Below are 23,223 nucleotides of genomic sequence, written 5' to 3'. Positions count from 1 at the left end.
TATGATAAAACATTATCCAGAGATAATAAGTGTTGAAAAATATAGTGCTAAAGAGGTTACATTAAAGTTTATGGTTTTACCTGAATATGAAGGGTTTCAGGGACATTTTGTTGAGCAACCAATCTTTCCTGGAGTTGGACAAATAGATTTAGTAATTAAAAGTTCATGTGAACAATTTCAATTAGATCCATATCAATTTTGTGATATTCCACAAATTAAATTTATGAAAATCATTCTTCCAAATGATTGTTTGGCTTTAAATTTAATACAAGAAAATAATGCTATTAGTTTTAAGTTTTATATAAAAGAACAAATAGTTTCTCAAGGAAAAATTAAATATGTCTGAAAATAAATTATGTATAGTTATACCAGTTTATAGACATGGTAAACAGTTAGGTAAAACTTTAGAAAATCTTTCTATATACGACTTAGATATAATATTAGTTGATGATGGAAATGACTCTGAAACAAAAAATATAATAGCTAAGCTACATCAAAAATTTTCTCAAATTATAGCTGTAGAGACTTTAGAGGAAAATCAAGGAAAAGGCATAGCTGTAACATTAGGAGCAAAAAAAGCTCAAGAATTAGGCTATACTCATATGTTACAAATAGATGCAGATGGACAGCATAATAGTAAAGATATTCCCAAGTTTATTGAGGAGATGAATAAATATCCTGAAGATATGATTTCAGGACTACCTCAATATGATGGAAGTATACCTAAAAGCCGTTTACATGGGCGTAAAATCACTAATTTTTGGGTAGCAATAGAGACATGGTCTTTAAATATTCCAGAAGCAATGTGTGGCTTTAGAATCTATCCTTTAAAATCATTTTTGAAATTATCAGAATTTAAGAAATTTGCTAGTCGTATGAGTTTTGATATAGATGTACTTGTTCGATTATATTGGTTTGGAGTAGATATTCGCTTTATCCCGACTAAAGTTATTTATCCCAAAGATGGATATTCAAATTTTGCAATGTTAAAAGATAATGTAAGAATCTCTTTAACACATACTCGTTTATTTTTTGGAATGTTATTACGTATTCCTATGTTATTACTTAGGAAACTTAGGAAATGAATAAGCATTGGTCTCAAATAAAAGAAGCTGGGGGATTAATAGGTTTAAAATTTACTTTATGGAGTTATAGAATTTTAGGCAGACAAATTACTTATCTTATAATGTATTTTGTAATGGTTTATTATTTCTTAATTTTTTCTAATGCAAGGAAAGCTTCTTTTGATTATATAAGACATATTAAGCCAAACATTTCTAAATTTAATTTATGGCTATATAGTTTTCGTCATTTTCTTAGCTTTGGAAGAATGTTAATTGACAAATTTGCAGTTTGGAATAAAAGAATTACATCAGAAGATTTAATTTTTTCAAAAAGTTCTAAAGAAAATCTAGAGCAAGCTATAAATAGAAAAAAAGGTGGAATTATTTTTACTGCACATCTAGGAAATCTAGAGGTCGCAAGAGCCTTATCTAAGTACAATTTAGACATTAAAATTAGTGCTTTAGTTTTTAGTAAGAATGCTCAGAAATTAAATAAACTTTTGACTAAAGTAAACCCTGAGTTTCAAATTGGAATGATCTCTTTACAGCAACCTATGCCAGATTTGGCTATTCAATTACATGATAAGATAGAAGCAGGTGAGTTTATTGTAATTGCTGGTGATAGAACATCAGTAACAAAGCATGAAAGAAATTTAGAAGTAAATTTTCTTGGAGATAATGCACCTGTTCCAGAGGGAGCTTTTGTTTTAGCTAGCTTATTAAAATGCCCATGCTATTTTATGATTTGCCCTAAAAATGATAAAAATAAATTTGATTTTATTTTTGAAAATTTTGCATTAGAAGGAATTGTTTTTGAGCGTGAAAATAGAAAAGAACAATTAATAAAATATGCGCAAGAATATGCAAATAGATTAAGTCATTTTTGTAATATATACCCTTTAGAATGGTTTAATTTTTTTGATTTCTGGAATAAGGAGAAAAAGAGTGTCTAAAAATACAACTTATTTCTCTCATAGTACCTTGATAGAAGTACCTTTTTTCGATGTGGATAGCCTTCAAATAGTGTGGCATGGCCATTATATTAAATATTTTGAGATAGCTCGCTGTGCGATGTTGGATAAATTAGAATATAATTATATTCATATGAAAGATGATGGCTATGCGTGGCCAATCGTTGATTTACAATTAAAATATATTAAGTCAGCATATTTTGGTCAAAAGATAAGAGTATTTTGTGATCTTGTTGAATATGAAAATAGGCTAAAGATAGTTTATTGTGTAAAGGATGAAAAGAGTAAAGAGATTCTTACTAAGGGATATACTATACAATTAGCAGTGGATTTAAATACACAAAAAGCTTGTTTTATCACACCTCAAAACTGGCAAAAAAGGATAAAGGAATTTTGTAATGTTTAGAATATTAACAACAATAATAAGTTTTTTAATAATAATTACTTCTTGGGCGACACCAATTGCAGAACAGCCAAACTTTGTAGCTGTTGAAAAACAATTAACTAAAAATTCTAATATTACTGGTAAGTTTGAGCAGATAAGACATATAGATGGGCTAGAAAACCCTTTAATATCATCAGGGACATTTAAACTATCTCCAGATTCAGGACTATATTGGGATCAAGATAAACCTTTTAAATCAGTACTTAAAGTAACTAAAGATCGTCTTGAACAAACTGTTATGGATAATCCTCCTACAGTTATTACTAGAGATCAGCAACCAGTTGTTTTTAGTTTTACTCAAGTTTTTATGTCAATATTACAAGGAAATACAGATTCTATAGAACAATACTTTAATGCTTCATTTAAAGGAGATACTAAAGATTGGGAAATTACTTTAACTCCGAAAGCTAATCTTATAGGTAAAGCTATAAAAAGTATTTATTTGAAAGGATCTAATACTATAACTTTTGTTAAAGTTATTGATACTGAAGATAATATTGTAGATATTAAATTTAGTGATGTGGTTGTTAAATAATGGATTACAAGTTTAGGCTACGTTTTCTAGCGTGGCTAGTTATTATAATTAGCTCATCTATTGTATTTGGCACATTAATTTTTAAAGGTTTTCCTCTTAATACTAATGTGCTTTCTCTCTTGCCTCAAAAGCAAGTTAATCCAGCTTTTTCTGCGGCATCAGAAGCATTCTCATCACGTATGGGGAATAAAGTTATATTTTTGATTAGCGCACCAGATGAAGATCAAGCAATTAAAGCGACTGAAGAATTTAGTGATAAATTAAAGCAAAGTCAGCTATTTAAACATATTTTTAAAGGAGTAAATGAGGCAGAACAACAATCTTGGGGAACTTTTTACTTTCCTTATAGATTACAGCTTTTAAAACCAAGTGATGAAAAATTATTAGTCAATAATAATGAAAATAAAATTGTTGAAAATGCTTTAGTATCTTTATATAGTCCAATGGGAATAGCTAATCGTAAATTATTAGATAATGATCCATTCTTTTTATATCAAAATTATTTATTAAGCTTACCACGACCATCATCAGCTTTAGATTTACATAAAGGCTATTTGACCACTAAATATGGTGAACGTTGGTATGTAATGTTACAAACCCAAATATCAGGTAATAGTTTCTCACTGACAACTCAAGAGGCTATTATTAAAGCTATAGATAGTGCAACAGCAGAAATATCCCAAAATGGGGTAAAAGTTTTAAGAACTGGAATGCTATTTTATGCTCAAAATGGCTCAGATACAGCCCAGCATGAAGTAAGTACTATAGGTGTTGGCTCTCTAGTAGGAATTATTTTACTTGTTTTATTTACATTTAGATCATTACGTCCTCTCGTATTTACTCTAGTATCAGTTGCTAGTGGTTTTATAGTGGCTTTTGTCGTTACTTATCTATGGTTTGGAAGTGTTTTTCTATTTACTCTAGTATTTGGAGCTAGTTTAATAGGTATCTCTGTAGATTATGCATTTTTCTATTACTCTGAAAGGTTATTGGGAGATGAAAAATGGACACCAGCATTAGGATTTAAACGAATATTTTGGGGTATTACGTTAGGTTTACTAAATGTAATTATTTCTTTTATAGTAATATCAATAGCACCATTTCCGGGGCTGCATCAGTTAGCAGTATTTGCGATAACAGGATTATCTATTTCTTATTTAACTGTTATATGTTTATTTCCATATGTAATACAAAAAACACCAACTCCTAATAAAAAGCCTATTTTATTAATTTGCTCAGATAAATATCTAGAAATTTGGAAAAATATATCTAAAGTATCAATTGTAATAATTTTAACAATAATAGCTCTTGTTATAATTGCAGGAAACTTTCAAGTTAAAGCAAATGATGATATCCATATTCTAGAGTCAGCCTCTCAAGAACTCAAAAATACAGAAAATACCGTAAAGAAAATTACTGGTAGTAATATGGGAATGAGTTATTTGATAGTTTTAGCTGATAATAATGAGATTCTTTTACAGCGAGCTAATAACATTAGTGAAAAAATTTATAAAGAATTTTCTAATATAAATAATCCTTTAATAAGTATTAGTGACTATATACCAAATGTTTATAAGCAGAAAAATAATTATGACTTAGTCAAAAAATTAATTTCTACACAGCTTATTAATTATCTAGAAAAAATTGGCTATGATAATAGTCAAGCACAAAAAGTAAAAAAGAATCTTGATAATATAAGTTTTAAACAATTGACACTAGATTCTTGGCTTGATGCTCCAGTATCTCAACAATTAAAATTTTTATGGCTTGGAGATCAAGAAGGGCAAAAAGCAATGGCTATAACTCTTTCTGAACGTATAAATTTAGATCAGCTAGAGTCAATAGTAAAAAATCAAGAAGGGGTATACTTAGTTAATAAAGCTGATGAAATTAGTGATATTTTTGCGCATTATCGTGTAATGATAAATAACTTATTATTTTTAGTTGCAGCTTTACTATGGATATTATTATCTTTTCGTTATTCTTTTAAGAAAGCCTTTATTTACCTGATAACTCCAGTATTGGCATGCTCAGGAGCGCTAGGCATATTAGGTTGGTTTGATATTCCATTAACATTATTTAGTTTATTAGCGTTAATCTTAGTTTTGGGCATATCTATGGATTACGTTATTTTCTTGGCCGAAAGTAAAAAGCAGTATCAAAGTACTATGTTAGCTTTACTATTATCAGCTATCACAACCGTATTATCATTTGGTTTATTATCGTTAAGCTCAACACCAGCTATTCATTATTTTGGATTAACTGTATTAGTCGGAATAGTTTTAGCATTTTTATTAGCTCCTTTAGCGTTAAGGCTAACAGAATATGAAAATTAAGAGTTTATTTTTAGTTTTATTTATTTTATTAACTGGTTGTGCAATTTTTGAAAACAAAGAAAATACAGATACTAAACTAGAATTTTTGCCAGGTACTATAATTACTTTACCTAAGCCTAGCTCTTTAGATTTAGATATGAATATTTCTCAAATAGTATCAGCTACTTATCATGTGAATGAGAAAACTTCTAATTTCAGTACTCAAGTTGAAATCATATTAGATTCTAAACATATAGTGATGATAGCACTTTCTGGTTGGGGAGGCTCTTTATTTAAGCTAGATTACAATGGTAATAAAATTGAAAGTAGCAGTTTACCTATGCCAAATCAAAATATGGGCGTTAAAGAAAGTTTATTAGAATTTATTATTAGTTATGCACCTTCTCAAGTAGTTGAAAAAATGTTTAATGGAACAGGGATAATTTTAGAAGAAAAACTAAAAGAACGTTGTTTAATTAAAGATGATCAGAAAATAATGTGTATACAATATAAAGCAGATAAACCTTGGCTAGGGCAAATTTTAATACATAATTATCATTATAATTACACTGTGGAAATTGATACATTGTCTTACAAACTTAATAAATAACTTTTATGCAAAATAATTTAAATATAAAAGCTTTTTTTGCATTACTAATATGTATATTTTTCTGGTCTTCTGCTTTTGTTTGTATCAGACATTTTATGACTCATAACTATAACTCAGGATCTTTATCACTAGTAAGATATCTTATTGCTTCTTTGGCAATGCTATTTATATTTATTCCTTTAAAAAATAAGATTAAACCAACATTTAAAGATTTAGTTTATTTTGCAGTATTAGGTTTTTTAGGCTTTTTTATTTATAACGTTTTCTTAAATGAAGGAGAAAAATTTGTTAGTGCAGGAGTTGCTAATTTTATTATTTTCCAAGTTCCTATAGTAGAAATAGTTTTAGCTATCTTATTTTTAAATGAAAGAATTAATAAAACTGGCGTATTCGGCTTAACTATTTGTATGTTAGGAGCAGGAGCTATTTTAGTTGCGAGTAATAGTGAAATACGTTTTTTAGGAGTACTATACGTATATATAGCCGCATTTGCAGGAGCTATATATACAGCCTTTCAGAAGAAAATTTTAGTAAAATTTCATCCTATTGAAGCTGTAGCTTACTTTATATGGTTTGGAACATTATTCTTATTGATTTTTTCTAACCAAGCAATTAAAGACTTTTCTCATACCTCTTTATTAGATGTTAGTATGATCATATATATGGGAATATTTCCTGGAGCTTTATCATATCTTTTATGGGGATATGCTTTTAAACATCTAAAAGTCTCTATTGCTGCTAGCTCATTATATGTAATGCCTTTATTTACAATATTTTTAGGGTGGGTATTTTTAGATGAGGTACCAAAAGCTTTAAGTATTATTGGTGGAATTATTGCAGTGTTCGGAGCCGTTGTTATTACAAGGTATGGAGTAAAAAAATAACTAGTTTTAAAAAACTCTTAAAAGGTCTATAATTATGAATTTATAATTATAATAAAACTATAAAATAGATATCTGCAAATTATAAATTGTAATAGGATTTTGTATGCAAATAGTCAATGAAATGAAAGACAAAGCTCTACATGAAGTTGTAGAAGCAAATGATAGAAAAATTTTAGAAGATATAAGAGTAAAATACTTAGGTAAAAAAGGTGAATTAACTGGCATGATGAAGCTAATAGCTACATTGCCAAATGAAGAAAAGCCAATGCTTGGACAAGCTGTTAATATAGCTAAACAAGCTCTACAAGATGCTTTAAATGAGAAGCTATCTATTCTTGAGCAGAAAGAAATAAATGAAAAACTCGCTAAAGAAAAAATAGATATTACTTTACCTGGAGTGGGTCAATCTCAAGGAAATCTTCATCCTATTACAAATACATTAAATAGAATCGAATCTTTTTTTAAACAAAATGGGTTTGATATTGAGTTTGGGCCTGAGATTGAAAGTGATTATTACAATTTTGAAACATTAAATATTCCATCTCATCATCCTGCTAGAGCAATGCATGATACTTTTTATGTTGATGGTACACATGTTCTAAGAACGCATACTTCAGGTGTACAAATTCGTACAATGGAGAAAAGAAATCCACCTATTAGAATTATTGCACCTGGAAGAGTTTATCGTTGTGATTCTGATATTACTCACACACCGATGTTTCATCAAGTGGAAGGGTTATTGGTAGATAAAGAAGTTTCATTTGCAGATTTAAAAGGCTTGTTACACGCATTTTTAAGTTCATTTTTTGAGAAAGATTTAAAAGTAAGGTTTAGACCATCATATTTTCCATTTACAGAACCTTCTGCTGAAGCAGATATTGAATGTGTGATGTGTAATGGTAAAGGCTGTAGAGTTTGTAAACAAACAGGTTGGCTAGAAGTACTTGGTTGTGGAATGGTACATCCTAAAGTTCTAAAAGCAGGAAATATAGATTCTAAAGAATACCAAGGTTTCGCTTTTGGTATGGGAGTAGAAAGATTATCTATGTTGAGATATGGAATAGATGATCTAAGAATGTTTTTTGAAAACGATTTAAGATTTTTAAAACAATTTTAATATTTTTGAGGTTATAGATGAAGTTTAGTCATAAGTGGTTAAATGAATATTTAGCAGATACACAAAGTTCACAAGATTTAGCAGATACACTTACATTAGCTGGATTAGAAGTTGATGCAATAGAGCCAGTAGTTAAAGATAAAGTAACTAATGTTGTTGTTGGTCAGATTAAAGCTATTGCTAAGCATCCTGATGCAGATAAGCTTAATGTTTGTACAGTAGATGTTGCAGAACCAGAGCTTTTAACAATTGTTTGTGGTGCGAGCAATATATATGAAGGTATGAAAGCTCCTGTTGCTAAGATAGGTGCGGTATTGCCAGGTGATTTTAAAATTAAAAAATCTAAGTTAAGAGGACAAGAATCATTTGGAATGATGTGCTCAGAAGAGGAGCTTGGACTTTTAGAAAAAGCAGATGGTTTAATGGATTTACCTTCAGATGCTCCTAGAGGTACAGATATAAATGAATATCTAGGTTTAAATGATAATACGCTAGAAGTAGATTTGACTCCTAATAGAGCAGATTGTCTAAGTGTTTATGGTATTGCTCGTGAAGTTGCTGCTTTGAGAAATATCAAATTAAAGCCCTTACATATAAAAAATCCAGTTGTTGAAATAGCAGAGACTAAAGAAGTATCTATAACAGCTATGGATGCATGTAAAGCTTATTATGGCTGTATAATTAGAGATGTAGATAATTCTGTAGAAACTCCATTATGGATGGTAGAGAAGCTTAGAAGAAGTGGTATTGGGTCTATTTCATTCTTAGTTGATGTAACTAATTATGTGCTTCTTTTAACAGGGCAGCCTATGCACGCCTTTGATTTAGATAAATTAGAAGGTGGAATTAATGTTCGATATGCTGAAGTTAAAGAGAGACTAACTCTACTTGATGAAACAGAAGTTGAATTAGAGAGTGATACTCTAGTTATTGCAGATGAGAAAAAAGCTTTAGCTATGGCTGGAGTTATGGGTGGACTTGATTCAGCAATTTCAGATTCAACTAAAAATATCTTTTTAGAAAGTGCTTTCTTTGTTCCTGAAAAAATAGCTGGAAAAGCTCGTAAATATAATCTACATACAGATTCTTCTCATAGATTTGAAAGAGGTGTTGATCCACAATTAGCTCAGCAAGCCATGAAATTAGCTATACAGTTAATTACAGAAATAGCTGGGGGTAAGGTAGCTCCTATACATGGTAGTGAGGATGCAGATTTTTTAAACTCTAAGAGAACTATAAAACTTTCTATAGTTAAATTAAATAAAGTTTTAGGAACTCAGTTTGATTTTGATTACATTGCTAATGTATTAAAGTCATTACATATGACAGTTAATAAAATAGATAATACAACTTTAGAAGTTATAGCTCCTTCATATCGTTTTGATATGGAAATTCAGGAAGATTTAATAGAAGAAATAGCTAGAATTTATGGTTATAGTAAGCTTCCAGAGACTATGCCTCAATATAAAGCACAAAAAGTTAATATATCGGAAGAAAAAGAATCTCTTCAGTCATTAAAATCAAAGCTAGTTGATAGAGGTTATTATGAAACTATTAACTATAGCTTTATAGATCCTAAGCATGATGAGTATTTTTTTTATGATAAGGGTATTTCTTTACAAAACCCTATTTCTCAAGATTTATCAGTGATGAGACAGTCACTTATTCCAGGACTTTTAAATACTTTTAAAGCTAATATTAATAGACAGCAAAATCGTGTAAGAATTTTTGAAGAAGGTGTTTGTTTCTGTAAAAATGCTGAGCAAAGAATTGAGAGTCCAAAATTTGCTGGCCTTGTATTTGGAGATGTTAATCCAACAACATGGAGTAGTAATAAAGTAGTTGATTTTTTTGATGTAAAAAATGATATTGAAGCATTATGTTCTCATATTAAAAATTTATCATTTAAAGTTTGTGATGATATACATTGGCTGCATCCGGGACAATCTGCCTATATTTATTCTGATAATAAGAAAATTGGTATAATAGGAGTTTTACATCCAACGGCTCTAAAAGCATTACAAATAAAGTCAAAGCCTCCTATAGTTTTTGAATTAGACTTAGTAGAGCTAACTAAAAAAGATATAGTTAAATTTGAAAAGTTTTCAAAATTCCCATCTGTTTCTAGAGATATTTCATTCTTAGTTGCTAATGATTCAAATATCAGTGATATTTTAGAGCCAATAAAAAGTCTAAATATATTTTCTTTAAAAGGAATTGATATATCTAGTATGTTTGCTGTTTCTCAAGGGTTTAATGTTTCAGTTAGATTTTTATTTAGTGATTTAAATAAAACACTTGAAGATGAAGCTATTAATAAATTTATGAGTAAAATAATTAATTGTTTAGATGTTAATAGCGCTGTAACTATTAATGATGATGTTAAGAATGCATATAGATAAAATTAACTGTCCAACTTAAGGAAAGCTTATGTTTATAATTGTTGCTGGGGCTATATTGTTACTTTGTGTTTTAGCTGTAGCTTTTAGTGTAAAAGTAGTTCCACAAGCTAATGAATATATAGTAGAAAGGTTTGGAAAATATCAGCAAACTTTACACCCTGGTTTAGCTTTCATAATTCCTTTTGTAGATAGAGTAGCAAGTAAAGTTTCTATGAAAGAAACTGTTCTTAACATTAGAAAACAAGAAATAATTAGTAAAGATAATGCTAGTGTTGAAGTTGATGGAGTTGCTTTTTTCCAAATAATGGACTCTAAAAAAGTTTCTTATGTAGTTAATAATTTAGAGTGGGCATTAGAAAATATTATTATGACTAATATAAGGACTGTTTTAGGTTCTAAGGATCTTGATGAAATGCTTTCTGAGAGAGAAGATATGAATAGAAAACTATTACAAGTTTTAGATGAAGCAACAGATCCATGGGGTGTAAAAGTTATTCGTGTAGAGATTAAGGATATCACTCCTCCTAGAGACCTTTTAGACTCTATGGCTAAGCAGATGAAAGCTGAAAGAGAAAAAAGAGCTAGAATCTTAGATGCTCAAGGTAAAAGAGAGGCTGCTATTTTAGAGGCTAGTGGTAAAAAAGAAGCGGCTATTTTAGATGCTGAAGGTGAAAAGCAAGCAGCTATTTTAGAGGCTGAAGCTCAAAGACAAAAACAAATTGTAGAGGCAGAAGGATATAAAGAAGCACAGTTTAGAGAAGCTGAAGCTAGAGAGAGATTAGCACAAGCTGAAGCATTTAAATTAGATGCTATTTCAAAATCAATTGCAGAAGGGAAATTAGAATCAGTGCATTACTCTGTTGCTAAAGAATATATTGAATCTCTTGGTAAGCTCACTGCATCAGGTAATTCAAAAACCATAATGCTCCCAGTAGAAGCTACAAGTATGTTAGGTTCATTAAGTGGGGTTTCTGAAATCTTAAAAAATGTAAAGGTAGATAAATAATGGAAGAATACCTATATTGGCTACTAATAGCTATTATATGTTTTATTATTGAAATTTTTTCATTTACTACATTTTTTCTTTTTATAGGTATAGCAACTTTAATTATGTCTATATTTCTTTATTTTATTCCTAATATGGATATTATGCTTCAAGCAGTAATATTTTTAATATTATCTTTATTAGTTGTCATTGCTTTTTATAAATTTGGAAAGAAACTTAAAATTAAGAAAGTAGGGCACTTAGATGTTAATGATAGAATGTCTATTTATGTGGGAAGAGTTGTAGAAGCATTATCAGATTCTGAAAATGGAATAGTTAAAGTCCAATTAGGAGATACTGTCTGGCGAGCTAAAGTTAATGATGTAAGCAAAGGTAGTAAATTAAAAATTACTGGATTTGAATCAACAACTTTTATCTGTGAGAAAGTTTAAAGTATTACATTAATGGTGTAAGTATCTTAATTATACTTTCTATAATCAAACGAGACTTTTTATTAGAAATATGATCATTATCTTGAGATGATTGTAATAACATATTTTTAGCCCATTTATCTACTTTAGCAACAGAAGATTCACTATATACAAAAGTAGCTATTTCATAGTTCAGAAATAAGCTTCTATTATCTAAATTTACAGAGCCAAGCATTGCTAAATTTTTGTCTATAAGAATAGCTTTTGCATGCATCATTTTCTCTGTAAAATGAACCTCTATGTTATTTGCTAATAACTCTCTAAAATATGTAGTCCTAGCTCTGTCAATAAAGGTATGATTAGATTTTTTAGGTGTGATAATCTTTACATCAATACCTCTATGCTTAGCTAAAACTATAGCCTGTAATAAGTCTTGTGATGGAATAAGATACGGTGTTATTATCCATAGCTTTTCTTTTGCTGAATTTATAGCTGTTATAAGCCCTGAATATAATTGATTTGCATCCATATCAGGACCAGAAGGTACTACTTGTATAAAGTTTTCTTTGCTATTATTTGTATTTGCACTATAACATGAGAAATTAGGATTTAGTTCTTTTTTTGTAGAAAAGCGCCAGTCTGACTGAAATATTGTTAAAAAATAATTTACAGATTCTCCCTCTATTTTAAATAGTAAATCTTCCCACATTCCCTCATGTTCCATAGGACTCATATATTCATCACCTATATTCATCCCACCACTAAATACAGTTCTATTATCAATAAGATAGATTTTTCTATGGTTTCTATAGTTTATATAATTACGAAAAGGATTTGATAAAACTGGCATAAAGAATACAACTTTTGCACCTAATGCTCGAAGATTTTTAAATATTCTTTTTTGGTGCCTATAAGTATAAAAAGATCCTAAAGAGTCTATTAATACTTTAATTTCTAAGCCCTCTGATGCTTTTTCCTCTAAAAGCCTTAAAATTAGTTTAGAAGTCGTATCATGCTTGAAAACATAAGTTTGAACATAAATACTAGACTTAGCATTTTTTATAGCTTCATAAAAATGCTTATAGGATTCAACTCCATCAGTATATATCTCAAAAGTATTATTAGAGGTTAATGTTGGAACATGTAAGCTAGAGAAAACATTTATAACATCTATTGGTAAATTATTTTTTCCATACTTATTTATATCAATAGGGCATTTCTGATTGATACTCATAGAGTCTTTTTGCCAAGAGCTCTTTTCGTTATCCTTTCTTCCAAAAATAAAGAAGAAAGGAATAGCTATGTAAGGAACAAACAATATTGCTAAAAGCCAAGCAATAATATTAGATGCTGATTTTTTATCAACTATTAGTTTTAAAACTACAAATATAGTAAAAACTTGGCAAACAAATAAAACAATATTCGCCTCTAAAATATAGAGTAATTTTAATAAGAAATCTTCCATTTAACTTTTATATTCTTAACGAAAACTTTGTAAATTCTAACATATCAAAAATTTACTAGATAGTTTACTTAGGTTGTTTTACTAAAGATAAAATTATTATTGCAGTAATAACAACCATAATACTTAAAAATAAAGGCATCAACATAAAACCTTTAGCTATACCAAAACTAGCAACGACAAGAAATAGTCCATTAAAAATAGCAAAGGTTACATTATAGCTTAACCCTAGACCACTTGCTCTAACACTTGGACTAAACAACATACTAGCGTAATTTGAAGCAACTCCAACTATCATACCCATAAAAATATTATTCATTAACATAATTGGGAGTAAATATTTTGAGTGATTTACCATAGCTATATAAAAAGCACTACCAAAAATAAGTAATCCAAAAGCACCTATTATTAATATAACTAATGCTCCAAACTTATCCGCTAAAAAACCTGCGGGAATACTGACAATAGAAAAAACAAATAAATTAATAAGTATAAGATTTGAACTATTAGATATTTTATTTAGTGTAAAATAAGTCGGCAAAAATAATGAGAAAAATCCTATTACCATTGCAAAAATAGAGATGGCTGCAATTGCTCTTATAAGAGCAATTTTCTCAGAAACTATAAGTTTCAAAACAGGTACTTTATGTTCATCTTTTTTATTAAGAAAGGCAGCGGTTTCATGAATTTCTTTTCTAAAGAAATAACTTATAATTGCAGCAATTCCACCAAAGATAAATGCTATACGCCAAGCATAATCATCACTAAAGAAATGAGTAGAAATCGTTTTTGTAATTTCAGCAAAAAATATTCCAAAATTAATAAAACAAAAAATTATTCCACAAGCTAAACCACCATGTTTTATTAAAGATTCTTTTACAAAAACTACAGCACTAGGTATTTCTCCTCCAATAGCAGCACCTTGAATAATTCTCAATGTGACGAATAATAGTGTAGCTACTATGCCAGCTTCCTTATAAGAAGGTAGTAAAGCTATTAAGAAAGATGCTAAACCCATTAGAAGGATAGTTAAAAGAAATGATTTTTTACGTCCATATTTATCACCGATATGTCCAAATATCACTCCACCAATAGGTCTAGCAAAATAGCCAACTGCAAATACTGTAAAAGCTGATAAAGCTTGTAATGCTTGAGATTCTTCTGCAGGAAAGAAAGTTTTACCTAAAACGATAGCAAAAAGACTAAAAATAACAAAATCGTAAAATTCAAGCATTCCACCAATACTAGTTAAAAAAATAGTTTTAAAATCATTTTTTTTAAGCATATATATTTTATAAAATTTAATATCTTTAAAATATTATATAAGACTTATAATTAAAAAAGGTATAAGACAAGATTTAATTAGAGGTATTTTTATTAACTAATAGCTCCTTACTATTTATGTTAATTGGAAATCCATTGAATCGACGCCATAATTCATATCCTAAAGTCACATTTTTCAATAATACCCATCCATTAGTTTTTGTGCCCAATCTTAAAAGCTCTGCATTTGGCCAATCTCTTTTGTTTTCAGGTTTAACGAAAATTTTAACTTCACCAACAGGATTTGTTTGTGGAGAAACAAATGAAACTTCTCCTTCAAAAGTCCCTACAGCAACTTCTGGCCAACCACTGAACTGAACAGCAGGCCAACCCTCAAACTGAAGCATTACTTTATCTCCGACACTAACTAAAGGAGCATCCATACCTCTTACCCATAGGGCAACAATTCTTGATTTGCCATCAGGAACAATATTAGCTAAAAACTCAGTTGGATTAACTGTAATACCACCTTCACCATGTCTTCTTTCAACAATAGTTCCATCTATTGGAGCCTTAACTAATCTACTATCTTGTCTAGCAATTTTTACTTTAATCTTTGCTAAATCAACTTTTGCCTTTGCTAGATCTGTACTATATTTTACTAACTCTAGTTGAGCTTCTTCATAAATCCTTTGTGTACTGGCACCTGTTTTTTTTAAGCGATCATGTCTGTCGATATTATTTTCAGCATTTTTTATAGCTAACTCTACAGAACTAATACCAAGCTCAATAGCTTTTTTTTCTTCTTCTAATCGAGATAAAACATCAGGATCTAAATCTAATATTTCAACTATTGGATCACCTTTTTTTACTTTCTGTCCTTCAACTACATACCACTTACCTAGTCGACCTTCCATTGGTGCGGTTATCCTTTGTTCTCTATCTGAGGGAGATACTGTAGTTACTTCTCCATTACCATCTATTGTTTGCTGCCAAGGAATCAATGTTAATAAAACAAATATTATGATAGTAGTTACTAAAATCCATAAACAAACTTTTTTAAAACTAGGATTTTTCTTTAATAATTGTTGTGATTTAAAATTCATATTAATAAAGTCCTAATTAGTTATTTCATTATAATCGTTGGTATATTATATTTTTGTATACATTTAATAATTTTATTCTGGATTTCATCATCAAATATAGAAAATAAATCTAATAGAATTAAAAGCTTAGGTTTTTGTAATATAGCTCTAATTATAGTTATTTTTGCTAAAGTGATATCATTAAAATTAAAGTCATACTTTACTTTCTGAGAATCTATTTCTTTATAAAAGACTGTTTTAAGAGATTCTAAGTTAAAATCCTTCAACATATCATTTAACTCATTAAGATTATCTATATTGGAGTCTAAAAGTAATAGATTATCTAATACATTACCTTTAAATATCTCAATATTTCTGACAAAAATTATATTCTTTAACAAAGATTCTGATTCGTATAAGTAACTATTAATATCATTAATTAAAAAGTTCACTTCTTTATTATCATTGTTTTCATCAAAAAATTGAGAAAACAACGCACTATATATTTCATTATTAAAGCTATAATTTACTATATTATTTTCATTGAAGTTAAAAATATAGATAGTTTTATCTTTATTAATTATTTCAAATTTTGTTACTTTATTTAGTAGCTCAACTTTAGAGTTTTGTTTATTATTTAAAATTTTTACTTGTGGTAAATCCAAGATTTCAGATAGCTTAATTATCGCAACTAAAAAATTATAAAAATCTTCTAAATAATAACTAACCCTTAATAAACCTATTAGAACTATATTTACTAGTAATTCAGCAGCAATAAGTTGCCCTAAAGAAAGTTGTGACTGTATTATTAAATAACCACCTAAACTTAATAAAATAGTATTTATTAATATATATATTATTCCAATATATATATAATGTTTAGCTAACCATTTAAAATGCTCTTTTCTATTTTCAAGATAGCCACATAGATGATTATCAACGTTCTCTAATCCTATAAACCCATTTCCTTGTCTAAAAAATAGAGGACAATTTGCCTGTTCTTCAATCCATGCAATAGTACTATATTTGGAACTTGATTCTTTAATTGCAGCATTATAAGCTTTTTTGAAAGGTAGACAAATTGATAATAATATACAAATTATTAAGACAATATCAAAAACAAGAAATAAAGGATGATAAAAAGCTAAAATAAGTATACAAAAAACCGCTTGTAGTGCTATATCAAATAAAATTATAAAAATAACATATATAGCCTTCTGTATTATTCCAATTTCAAAAGTACGATTAACTTTTTCTACAATATTCTGCTTAGCGAAACTAGATAATTTAACAAGATTGATATGTTTAGCTATTTTCAAACAAAGATTAACAAATGTTTTTCGTTTAATGTGTTCGACTAAATAAATTTGTAATAGTTTTATTAAAAATGAAGTAACCAATAAAATAAATAAAATAACGGTGATACTAATTAAGGGTCTAGCTGATAGCGTTGTTCCAACCGTATTAACTAAAGTTTGAACGGATATTGGTATAGTTAAAGATAAAATACCCAAAAGAATACTGTAAACAATTAATATATATACTGTTCCTCTTGGAATTCGTATTATAGATTTAATTTCTTTATAAAGCATTTTTTAAAAATATCTAAACTAAAAATAAAGTATTCAAATAATATATTTAAAACAAAATAAAATAAAGCTCTGTAATAGCTAACTTATATCTATTTAATTTATATAATCCTTAGGTATTTAAAAAAATCTGTTAAAATGACACCATTAATTTATAAATAGAGTTTGGTATGAAAAAAATAGACAAAGTCTTTAAAAGAAAAGTCCAAGAAGGGCAAAAACTTCTACCAAATATTAAAAATATAATATTAGTTGCATCTGGGAAAGGTGGTGTTGGTAAATCAACAGTAACTACTAATTTAGCATCAGTTTTTTCTAAAATGGGAGCTAAAGTAGGAATATTAGACGCTGATATATATGGGCCAAGTCAACCGACCTTATTAGGATTAAAAGACAACCCCAAAACTACAGATAAGAAAAAGATTATTCCTTTAGAAAATTATGGAATAAAAATGATTTCCATAGGTAATCTTATAGATTCTGATTCAGCTATAATTTGGAGAGGACCTATTGTATCAAGAGCATTGATGCAATTGTTAAATGATACAGATTGGGGCGAGTTAGATTATTTATTCTTAGATCTACCTCCTGGAACTGGAGATATACAATTAACTATATCAAAAAATATTCCTGTTACTGGAGTTGTTATTGTTACTACTCCTCAAGATTTATCTTTAATTGATGCAAAAAGAGCTATAGCTATGTTTAATAAAGTTAATATCAAAACTTTAGGTATCGTTGAAAATATGAGCTATTATATTTGTCCTAAATGTGGAAATAGTGAGCATATTTTTGGTGAGGACGGAGCTTTCTCTTTATGCGGAAAATACAATGTGGAGTTTTTAGGTAGCTTACCACTTCATAAAGATATAAGGTTAAATGCTGATAATGGCAAACCATATGTAACTCTTGACAAAAATGACACTATAAATGATAGTTATGTTTCAGTTGCAGAGAATTTATTAAATGAAATAGATAAATTACCTAAAGCGAGTAGTTTAGATTCAATTGGTATTAAATTAGAAAATTAAATAAGGAATATAAATGGCTATTAAATCTGATAAGTGGATAAAGAAAATGTCTCAAGAACATAAGATGATTGAGCCTTTTGAAGCAGGGCAAGTTAAAGTAGCAAATGGTGAAAAGATAGTTTCTTATGGTACATCTAGTTATGGATATGATGTTAGATGTGCTGATGAATTCAAAATATTTACTAATATTAACTCTTCTATAGTTGACCCAAAACATTTCGATGATAAAAATTTTGTAGACTTTAAAGGAGATGTTTGTATTATTCCGCCGAATTCATTTGCTTTAGCTCGTACTGTTGAAAGATTTAAAATCCCAAGAGATACCTTGGTTGTTTGTTTAGGGAAATCTACTTATGCAAGATGTGGAATTATTGTAAATGTAACCCCTCTTGAACCAGAGTGGGAAGGTTATGTAACTTTAGAATTCTCAAATACAACACCTCTTCCGGCAAGAATATATGCAAATGAAGGAGTAGCACAAATGCTGTTTTTCCAATCAGATGAAGAATGTGAAACTTCATATGCAGACAAAGGAGGAAAATACCAAGGTCAAGTTGGAGTAACACTTCCTAAATGTTAATAAAATATTAATTTATATACAAAATCATATTCTTTTAATATAAAATTAAAAAACTTTTCTCTTATACAAATGTTCCTTATAAAAATGCAAAAAAATTATAAAGATTATTTTTCTCTTATATTTTTAGTAGTAATAGCTTTTTTTCTATATGGTTTACCGGCTTTATATGCCCCTGATGAAACAAGATATGCCGAAGTAGCTAGAAATATGCTTGCTACACATAATTATGTAGTCCCATATATTAATGGAATAGTTTTTTTCCATAAACCTGCACTTATTTATTGGTTAACAGCTTTTTTTATGAATATCTTTGGTGAGAATACTTGGGGAGCCCGCTTAGTTAATCCAGTATTAATAATGATTTGTCTATTATTTGTTTACTATACGGTAAAAAAGGTTTTAGAATCTAGAATTTTAGCTTGGCTATCTGTAATAGTTAGTATTACTACAGTTCTATTATTATTTGTAGGTAGGTATTTAAACATAGATACTGGAATAGCAGTCTTTCTTAACATGACCATGTTGTGTTATTGGGTTAGTTTAAAGTATGATGATAACTATTTTAAAAGTTCTTTTTGGCTATTTTTAGCATTTATTTTTTCTGGCATAGCTTTTATGACAAAAGGACTTGTTGCTATAGTTTTTCCTATATGTATAGTTGGATTATATAGTTTAATAATGCTTGAGTGGAAAAGACTTTTAGATATTCGCCTTTATTTAGGGCTTATAATTGTTGCTATTATTGGTACTCCTTGGATCTTAGCTGTAAATAATAAATATCCTGATTTTGCTTATTATTATATAGTTGTTCAACAGATTTTAAGGTACTCAACAAATGAGCAAAATAGACAAATATCAAAATTAGTATATGTCCTTATTTTTATTGGTATCTTTTTTCCATGGTCTGCTTTTTTACCACAAGCTCTAAAAGATTTCTTTACTAAAGAAGGGTTTAAGAATAGAAAACAAAACTCTTTTTTATGGTTTTTATTTATTTGGGGATCTTTCATTTTTATTTTTTTTGGAATCTCTAAATCATTTTTAATAGGTTATTTAGCTCCAGCTATAGTACCTTTTTGTATACTTATAGCAGTGTATCTAGAAAAACTCTTTAAAAAAGATTTTTCATTAATGGATAAAATAAGTATTGGGTTGCCAATTTTTGTTTTTCTATTATTACCAATAGCAACTGTAATAGTATTATATTTTTCTAAAGAATTTCTTATACCTTTATTTTTTTTACTACTTCCAATATTCATAATATCTATATTTGTATCATATGGAGCAATCAGAGCTTTTAAGAGAAGGGATCTTAAAAAAATTATAATCTATTTTTCTCTAATGATGTTTACAGTAGGAAATTTTGGATATGCTGCAGGTGAATATTTAGATAAAAAAAATAATAAAGAATTTGCTGGTGATATTAACCTTATTTATAAAGAGTATCCAAATGCTAAAGTTTATACTAGTCATAGATTCTATAAAGTTCCTTTCTATACAAAAAAAGAAGTAGTAATAATAAATGATGAAAATGAATTATCAGATGTGTCACATATTCCTAATTCAGGAACTGACCAATATCTAATGAAATATTCAAAATTTATAAAAAATTGGAATAGTTCAGATGAGCTTAATATATTAATAGTAAGAAATAAACCTAACTTAAAACTTAAAAAAGATTACGTTTTTAGTAACTATAAAAAAGATATAAATCCAAATAAATTCTTCATTCTTGATAAAACAGATTATGCAACTTTAGTTGCTAGTAAAAATATAAGATTATAGCCAATCTTTAGGTTTTAAATATTCATATATTTTTTGTTCCTCAGAATTTTCCTCTGGATGCCAATTATATTTCCAACTAGCTAATGGAGGCATAGATGAAAGAATTGATTCTGTACGCCCACCACTTTGTAATCCAAATATGGTTCCTCTATCAAACACAAGATTAAACTCAACGTATCTACCTCTTCGATATAGTTGAAATTCTTTATGTTTATCTAAATATTGGGTATTTTTTCTTTTTTCCATTATTGGTATATAAGCTTTTATATAAGAGTTAGCACAATCCTTTACAAACTCAAAACATTCATCAAAAGAAAATCTATTAAAATCATCAAAAAAAAGTCCTCCTACACCTCGGCACTCATCACGATGTTTTAAATAAAAATATTCATCACACCATTTTTTAAATTCTGGATAAAGATCTTTATTATGCTTATCACAAACATTCTTAGCTGTTTGATGCCAGTGGATAATATCTTCCTCATAAGGATAGTATGGAGTTAAATCAAAACCACCACCAAACCACCATATCGGCTTATCTGTATCAGCACCAGCTACAAATAGTCTAAAATTTGCATGTGAAGTTGGAATAAATGGATTTCTAGGGTGAATAACAAGAGAAACTCCTGTAGCGATAAAGGATTTTCCAGCTAAATCTTTTCTTTTTTCTGTAGCAGAGAGAGGTAGAGCATCTCCATATACTTTAGAAAAAGCAACCACACCTTTTTCAATGATGTCACCATTTTCTATAATCATAGAATTTCCATAGCCTTTTAATTTTTGCTCAGAAATATTTGGTTTTTTCCATTTATCATGAATAAATCTAGCAGAAGAAGTTTCTTCAGCTTCTAAAGCAGTCACTATGTTTTGTTGCAATTCCTTAAGAAAGGATTCAACTATATTTATTTTACTTTCCATACAATTTACAAAAAACTATTACCATTTATTATTATTTATTATAACGATTTTTTTGTTATAATAGTTTCAGTTTTATAAAAAGGCTTATTAAAGTTGAAAAAGCTAAAGACAGCAGGTTTTTCGCTGACTGAGATATTACTTATTGTTTCTGCTTTAATTGTCTTTGTCGGAATATTGCTTCCCGTATATTTAAATTATAGCTATAGAAGTAGGTTCTCAGCTAAATTAATTATTTTCCAAATTGCTAAAGCTGAAGTAAGTACTCAATTAAATTATGGTGATGCAAGTGTAATGAAAAAGCGCGGCGATAATAATTTATATTCTTTAAAAGGATTTACTAATAGTGCAGATGAAATTAAAAAAGTTTCTGGAACAGATGTTCAAATAAATTATAATGGTGTTTTAAGCCAATCTTTTTCTGATTCTAGCCTAGGTACAGGAGAAATAATTTTAACACCTTATTTAAAGACAAAACACCAAATACAAGATTATTATATAATCTGGGATTGTAAGATTAAATCAAATGAAAGTTTTTCTGAATCTGCTATGCCTGGAGACTGTATTTTCCAAAAGATTAATTAATATTAAATCTTGATTTAATCGTATTTTATGCGTAGAATATCGTTTGCTCTTTGCTATGAGTATAACTATTTAATTCATAGCTTATCAGTGTGATAATTAATGATAAACCGTAAGGAGTTTATAAATGAAACATTATGAAGTTGTAATTATGATTCATCCAGATCAATCTGATCAATTAGAAGCTATGCTTTCTAAATATCGTCAGATAATAGAAGAAAAGGGTGGAAAAATCCATAGACTAGAAGATTGGGGACGTCGTCAATTAGCTTACCCTATAGAAAAGCTTCACAAAGCACACTATATTTTGATGAATATAGAATGTTCTGCTGATTCTTTAAATAAATTGCAAGAATCTTTAAGATATAATGATGCGATTCTTCGTCGTTTAGTTATTGCTACACCTGAAGCTATAACTGAGCCATCTATTATGATGGATGCTAATAAGAAAGAAGTAATCTAATTAGATAGGAGAAGAATATGAGTCGTCGTAAAGTTTGCCGTTTTAAAGTAGAAGGCGTAAAAGAAATTGATTATAAAGATGTTAATACTTTAAAAGGGTATGTAACAGAAACAGGTAAAATTGTTCCAAGTCGTGTAACAGGAACATCTGCTAAATATCAAAGACAATTATCTACAGCTATTAAAAGAGCAAGATTTTTAGCTTTATTACCATATTGTGACCGTCACTTTAATTAAAATCGGAGGTTAATACTATGAGAATTATTTTAAAAGAAAGAGTAGAAAACCTTGGTGTATTAGGTGACATAGTTAATGTTAAACCAGGTTATGCTAGAAACTTCCTTATTCCTTTTGGAAAGGCTGTTCAAGCAACTGATGCAAATGTTGTTGCTTTTGAAAAACAAAAAGTTGAGTTAGAAAAAGCTGAACACGCGAGATTTGAGGCTGCTCAAGTTATTGCTGAAGCAATTAAAGAAAAGCAATATGACATAGCAGCTCAAGCTGGTGAAGGTGGTAAACTTTTTGGATCAGTAGGTACGAAAGAAGTTGCTGATGCTATTGCTGCTGCAAGTGGACATGAAATAGAAAAAAGCCATGTTCGTATGCCAGAAGGTGTTATTAGGAGTATAGGTGAATATGAGTTATCTATTCATTTATATACAGACTTAGATGTTGTTGTTAAGGTTAATGTTGTAGCTGCTGCTGAGTAG

Annotated in this window: 24 protein-coding genes; 19 read left to right on the top strand and 5 right to left on the bottom strand. The window is 28.8% G+C overall.

The features are described from left to right. Window position 1 precedes the first annotated feature (1 nt). The 12 genes from KX01_RS06670 to KX01_RS06615 all read left to right on the top strand — a co-directional run bounded on the left by KX01_RS06670 (window position 2) and on the right by KX01_RS06615 (window position 11,780). Window positions 2–346 (top strand): ApeI family dehydratase, encoded by a 345-nt coding sequence (locus KX01_RS06670; protein ID WP_156860387.1) that lies wholly within the window; start codon window positions 2–4, stop codon window positions 344–346. Continuing rightward, window positions 339–1,085 (top strand): glycosyltransferase family 2 protein, encoded by a 747-nt coding sequence (locus KX01_RS06665; protein ID WP_071664244.1) that lies wholly within the window; start codon window positions 339–341, stop codon window positions 1,083–1,085. Before KX01_RS06670 ends, KX01_RS06665 begins: the two co-directional genes overlap by 8 nt. Next, window positions 1,082–2,017: an LpxL/LpxP family acyltransferase gene (locus KX01_RS06660; RefSeq protein WP_232223321.1), complete on the top strand. Its 936-nt coding sequence runs from the start codon at window positions 1,082–1,084 to the stop codon at window positions 2,015–2,017. The genes KX01_RS06665 and KX01_RS06660 overlap by 4 nt, the downstream gene beginning before the upstream one ends. Continuing rightward, on the top strand, window positions 2,010–2,441 hold the full coding sequence (locus KX01_RS06655; protein WP_071664243.1) for an acyl-CoA thioesterase: 432 nt from the start codon (window positions 2,010–2,012) through the stop codon (window positions 2,439–2,441). The genes KX01_RS06660 and KX01_RS06655 overlap by 8 nt, the downstream gene beginning before the upstream one ends. Continuing rightward, window positions 2,434–3,015 carry an outer membrane lipoprotein carrier protein LolA gene (locus KX01_RS06650; RefSeq protein ID WP_071664242.1) on the top strand — a complete coding sequence of 194 codons (582 nt, stop codon included), beginning with the start codon at window positions 2,434–2,436 and terminating at the stop codon, window positions 3,013–3,015. The genes KX01_RS06655 and KX01_RS06650 overlap by 8 nt, the downstream gene beginning before the upstream one ends. Next, the gene (locus KX01_RS06645; protein WP_071664241.1) at window positions 3,015–5,351 is read left to right on the top strand and encodes an MMPL family transporter; all 2,337 of its coding nucleotides are present in this window, start codon (window positions 3,015–3,017) and stop codon (window positions 5,349–5,351) included. Before KX01_RS06650 ends, KX01_RS06645 begins: the two co-directional genes overlap by 1 nt. Continuing rightward, on the top strand, window positions 5,341–5,940 hold the full coding sequence (locus tag KX01_RS06640; protein ID WP_071664240.1) for a DUF3261 domain-containing protein: 600 nt from the start codon (window positions 5,341–5,343) through the stop codon (window positions 5,938–5,940). Before KX01_RS06645 ends, KX01_RS06640 begins: the two co-directional genes overlap by 11 nt. A gap of 5 nt (window positions 5,941–5,945) precedes the next feature. Continuing rightward, window positions 5,946–6,824 carry a DMT family transporter gene (locus KX01_RS06635; protein ID WP_071664239.1) on the top strand — a complete coding sequence of 293 codons (879 nt, stop codon included), beginning with the start codon at window positions 5,946–5,948 and terminating at the stop codon, window positions 6,822–6,824. A 103-nt stretch (window positions 6,825–6,927) separates the two neighbouring features. Further along, window positions 6,928–7,941: a phenylalanine--tRNA ligase subunit alpha gene (pheS, locus tag KX01_RS06630; protein ID WP_071664238.1), complete on the top strand. Its 1,014-nt coding sequence runs from the start codon at window positions 6,928–6,930 to the stop codon at window positions 7,939–7,941. Window positions 7,942–7,958: 17 nt separating this feature from the next. Continuing rightward, window positions 7,959–10,343, top strand: a complete 2,385-nt coding sequence (pheT, locus tag KX01_RS06625) for a phenylalanine--tRNA ligase subunit beta (RefSeq protein WP_071664237.1) — start codon at window positions 7,959–7,961, stop codon at window positions 10,341–10,343. Between the two features lie 28 nt (window positions 10,344–10,371). After that, window positions 10,372–11,349, top strand: coding sequence for an SPFH domain-containing protein (locus KX01_RS06620; protein WP_071664236.1), 978 nt, complete (start codon window positions 10,372–10,374; stop codon window positions 11,347–11,349). Continuing rightward, a complete protein-coding gene (locus KX01_RS06615) occupies window positions 11,349–11,780 on the top strand; it encodes an NfeD family protein (RefSeq protein ID WP_071664235.1) in 432 nt (143 codons plus the stop codon). The genes KX01_RS06620 and KX01_RS06615 overlap by 1 nt, the downstream gene beginning before the upstream one ends. Before the next feature lie 4 nt (window positions 11,781–11,784). On the opposite strand, the gene cls is transcribed toward KX01_RS06615, so the two are convergent. The 4 genes from cls to KX01_RS06595 form a co-directional block, all read right to left on the bottom strand. Beyond that, window positions 11,785–13,224: a cardiolipin synthase gene (gene cls, locus KX01_RS06610; RefSeq protein ID WP_071664234.1), complete on the bottom strand. Its 1,440-nt coding sequence runs from the start codon at window positions 13,222–13,224 to the stop codon at window positions 11,785–11,787. 64 nt (window positions 13,225–13,288) lie between these two features. Continuing rightward, the gene (locus KX01_RS06605) at window positions 13,289–14,506 is read right to left on the bottom strand and encodes an MFS transporter (RefSeq protein ID WP_071664233.1); all 1,218 of its coding nucleotides are present in this window, start codon (window positions 14,504–14,506) and stop codon (window positions 13,289–13,291) included. A 73-nt stretch (window positions 14,507–14,579) separates the two neighbouring features. Continuing rightward, entirely contained in the window at window positions 14,580–15,590 is a 1,011-nt protein-coding gene (locus KX01_RS06600) for an HlyD family secretion protein (RefSeq protein ID WP_071664232.1), read from the bottom strand. A gap of 20 nt (window positions 15,591–15,610) precedes the next feature. Then, complete coding sequence (locus KX01_RS06595; RefSeq protein WP_071664231.1) at window positions 15,611–17,161, bottom strand: ATP-binding cassette domain-containing protein; 1,551 nt, start codon at window positions 17,159–17,161, stop codon at window positions 15,611–15,613. 167 nt (window positions 17,162–17,328) lie between these two features. Here KX01_RS06595 and KX01_RS06590 point away from each other — a divergent pair, with 167 nt between their 5' ends. The 3 genes from KX01_RS06590 to KX01_RS06580 all read left to right on the top strand — a co-directional run bounded on the left by KX01_RS06590 (window position 17,329) and on the right by KX01_RS06580 (window position 20,554). Continuing rightward, complete coding sequence (locus KX01_RS06590) at window positions 17,329–18,189, top strand: Mrp/NBP35 family ATP-binding protein (protein WP_071664230.1); 861 nt, start codon at window positions 17,329–17,331, stop codon at window positions 18,187–18,189. A 13-nt stretch (window positions 18,190–18,202) separates the two neighbouring features. Beyond that, window positions 18,203–18,769 carry a dCTP deaminase gene (gene dcd, locus KX01_RS06585; RefSeq protein ID WP_071664229.1) on the top strand — a complete coding sequence of 189 codons (567 nt, stop codon included), beginning with the start codon at window positions 18,203–18,205 and terminating at the stop codon, window positions 18,767–18,769. 84 nt (window positions 18,770–18,853) lie between these two features. Beyond that, a complete protein-coding gene (locus KX01_RS06580) occupies window positions 18,854–20,554 on the top strand; it encodes a phospholipid carrier-dependent glycosyltransferase (RefSeq protein ID WP_071664770.1) in 1,701 nt (566 codons plus the stop codon). Here KX01_RS06580 and hemF read toward each other — a convergent pair. Then, window positions 20,549–21,472 carry an oxygen-dependent coproporphyrinogen oxidase gene (gene hemF, locus KX01_RS06575; RefSeq protein WP_071664228.1) on the bottom strand — a complete coding sequence of 308 codons (924 nt, stop codon included), beginning with the start codon at window positions 21,470–21,472 and terminating at the stop codon, window positions 20,549–20,551. The two genes, KX01_RS06580 and hemF, sit on opposite strands and share 6 nt — an antisense overlap. A 93-nt stretch (window positions 21,473–21,565) precedes the next feature. Between hemF and KX01_RS06570 the strand changes: the two genes are divergently transcribed. The 4 genes from KX01_RS06570 to rplI all read left to right on the top strand — a co-directional run bounded on the left by KX01_RS06570 (window position 21,566) and on the right by rplI (window position 23,223). Next, window positions 21,566–22,054: a hypothetical protein gene (locus KX01_RS06570; RefSeq protein ID WP_083578909.1), complete on the top strand. Its 489-nt coding sequence runs from the start codon at window positions 21,566–21,568 to the stop codon at window positions 22,052–22,054. Window positions 22,055–22,178: 124 nt separating this feature from the next. Beyond that, window positions 22,179–22,514 carry a 30S ribosomal protein S6 gene (gene rpsF / locus KX01_RS06565; protein WP_071664227.1) on the top strand — a complete coding sequence of 112 codons (336 nt, stop codon included), beginning with the start codon at window positions 22,179–22,181 and terminating at the stop codon, window positions 22,512–22,514. A gap of 17 nt (window positions 22,515–22,531) precedes the next feature. Continuing rightward, entirely contained in the window at window positions 22,532–22,750 is a 219-nt protein-coding gene (rpsR, locus tag KX01_RS06560; protein ID WP_071664226.1) for a 30S ribosomal protein S18, read from the top strand. Between the two features lie 17 nt (window positions 22,751–22,767). Further along, entirely contained in the window at window positions 22,768–23,223 is a 456-nt protein-coding gene (gene rplI / locus KX01_RS06555; protein ID WP_071664225.1) for a 50S ribosomal protein L9, read from the top strand.

This window comes from Francisella frigiditurris, from assembly GCF_001880225.1.
In the GTDB taxonomy this organism is placed as follows: domain Bacteria; phylum Pseudomonadota; class Gammaproteobacteria; order Francisellales; family Francisellaceae; genus Francisella; species Francisella frigiditurris.
This window is presented reverse-complemented; position numbering and strand designations above follow the sequence as displayed.

Excerpts from the sequence above, each read along its gene's own strand:
- rplI (WP_071664225.1), top strand. The coding sequence starts at position 22,768 with ATGAGAATTATTTTAAAAGAAAGAGTAGAAAACCTTGGTGTATTAGGT.
- KX01_RS06600 (WP_071664232.1), bottom strand. The coding sequence starts at position 15,590 with ATGAATTTTAAATCACAACAATTATTAAAGAAAAATCCTAGTTTTAAA.
- hemF (WP_071664228.1), bottom strand. The coding sequence starts at position 21,472 with ATGGAAAGTAAAATAAATATAGTTGAATCCTTTCTTAAGGAATTGCAA.
- KX01_RS06620 (WP_071664236.1), top strand. The coding sequence starts at position 10,372 with ATGTTTATAATTGTTGCTGGGGCTATATTGTTACTTTGTGTTTTAGCT.
- rpsR (WP_071664226.1), top strand. The coding sequence starts at position 22,532 with ATGAGTCGTCGTAAAGTTTGCCGTTTTAAAGTAGAAGGCGTAAAAGAA.
- pheT (WP_071664237.1), top strand. The coding sequence starts at position 7,959 with ATGAAGTTTAGTCATAAGTGGTTAAATGAATATTTAGCAGATACACAA.
- KX01_RS06635 (WP_071664239.1), top strand. The coding sequence starts at position 5,946 with ATGCAAAATAATTTAAATATAAAAGCTTTTTTTGCATTACTAATATGT.
- dcd (WP_071664229.1), top strand. The coding sequence starts at position 18,203 with ATGGCTATTAAATCTGATAAGTGGATAAAGAAAATGTCTCAAGAACAT.
- pheS (WP_071664238.1), top strand. The coding sequence starts at position 6,928 with ATGCAAATAGTCAATGAAATGAAAGACAAAGCTCTACATGAAGTTGTA.
- KX01_RS06645 (WP_071664241.1), top strand. The coding sequence starts at position 3,015 with ATGGATTACAAGTTTAGGCTACGTTTTCTAGCGTGGCTAGTTATTATA.
- KX01_RS06580 (WP_071664770.1), top strand. The coding sequence starts at position 18,854 with ATGCAAAAAAATTATAAAGATTATTTTTCTCTTATATTTTTAGTAGTA.
- KX01_RS06590 (WP_071664230.1), top strand. The coding sequence starts at position 17,329 with ATGAAAAAAATAGACAAAGTCTTTAAAAGAAAAGTCCAAGAAGGGCAA.
- KX01_RS06595 (WP_071664231.1), bottom strand. The coding sequence starts at position 17,161 with ATGCTTTATAAAGAAATTAAATCTATAATACGAATTCCAAGAGGAACA.
- rpsF (WP_071664227.1), top strand. The coding sequence starts at position 22,179 with ATGAAACATTATGAAGTTGTAATTATGATTCATCCAGATCAATCTGAT.
- KX01_RS06640 (WP_071664240.1), top strand. The coding sequence starts at position 5,341 with ATGAAAATTAAGAGTTTATTTTTAGTTTTATTTATTTTATTAACTGGT.
- KX01_RS06670 (WP_156860387.1), top strand. The coding sequence starts at position 2 with ATGATAAAACATTATCCAGAGATAATAAGTGTTGAAAAATATAGTGCT.
- KX01_RS06660 (WP_232223321.1), top strand. The coding sequence starts at position 1,082 with ATGAATAAGCATTGGTCTCAAATAAAAGAAGCTGGGGGATTAATAGGT.
- KX01_RS06665 (WP_071664244.1), top strand. The coding sequence starts at position 339 with ATGTCTGAAAATAAATTATGTATAGTTATACCAGTTTATAGACATGGT.
- KX01_RS06650 (WP_071664242.1), top strand. The coding sequence starts at position 2,434 with ATGTTTAGAATATTAACAACAATAATAAGTTTTTTAATAATAATTACT.
- KX01_RS06605 (WP_071664233.1), bottom strand. The coding sequence starts at position 14,506 with ATGCTTAAAAAAAATGATTTTAAAACTATTTTTTTAACTAGTATTGGT.
- KX01_RS06615 (WP_071664235.1), top strand. The coding sequence starts at position 11,349 with ATGGAAGAATACCTATATTGGCTACTAATAGCTATTATATGTTTTATT.
- cls (WP_071664234.1), bottom strand. The coding sequence starts at position 13,224 with ATGGAAGATTTCTTATTAAAATTACTCTATATTTTAGAGGCGAATATT.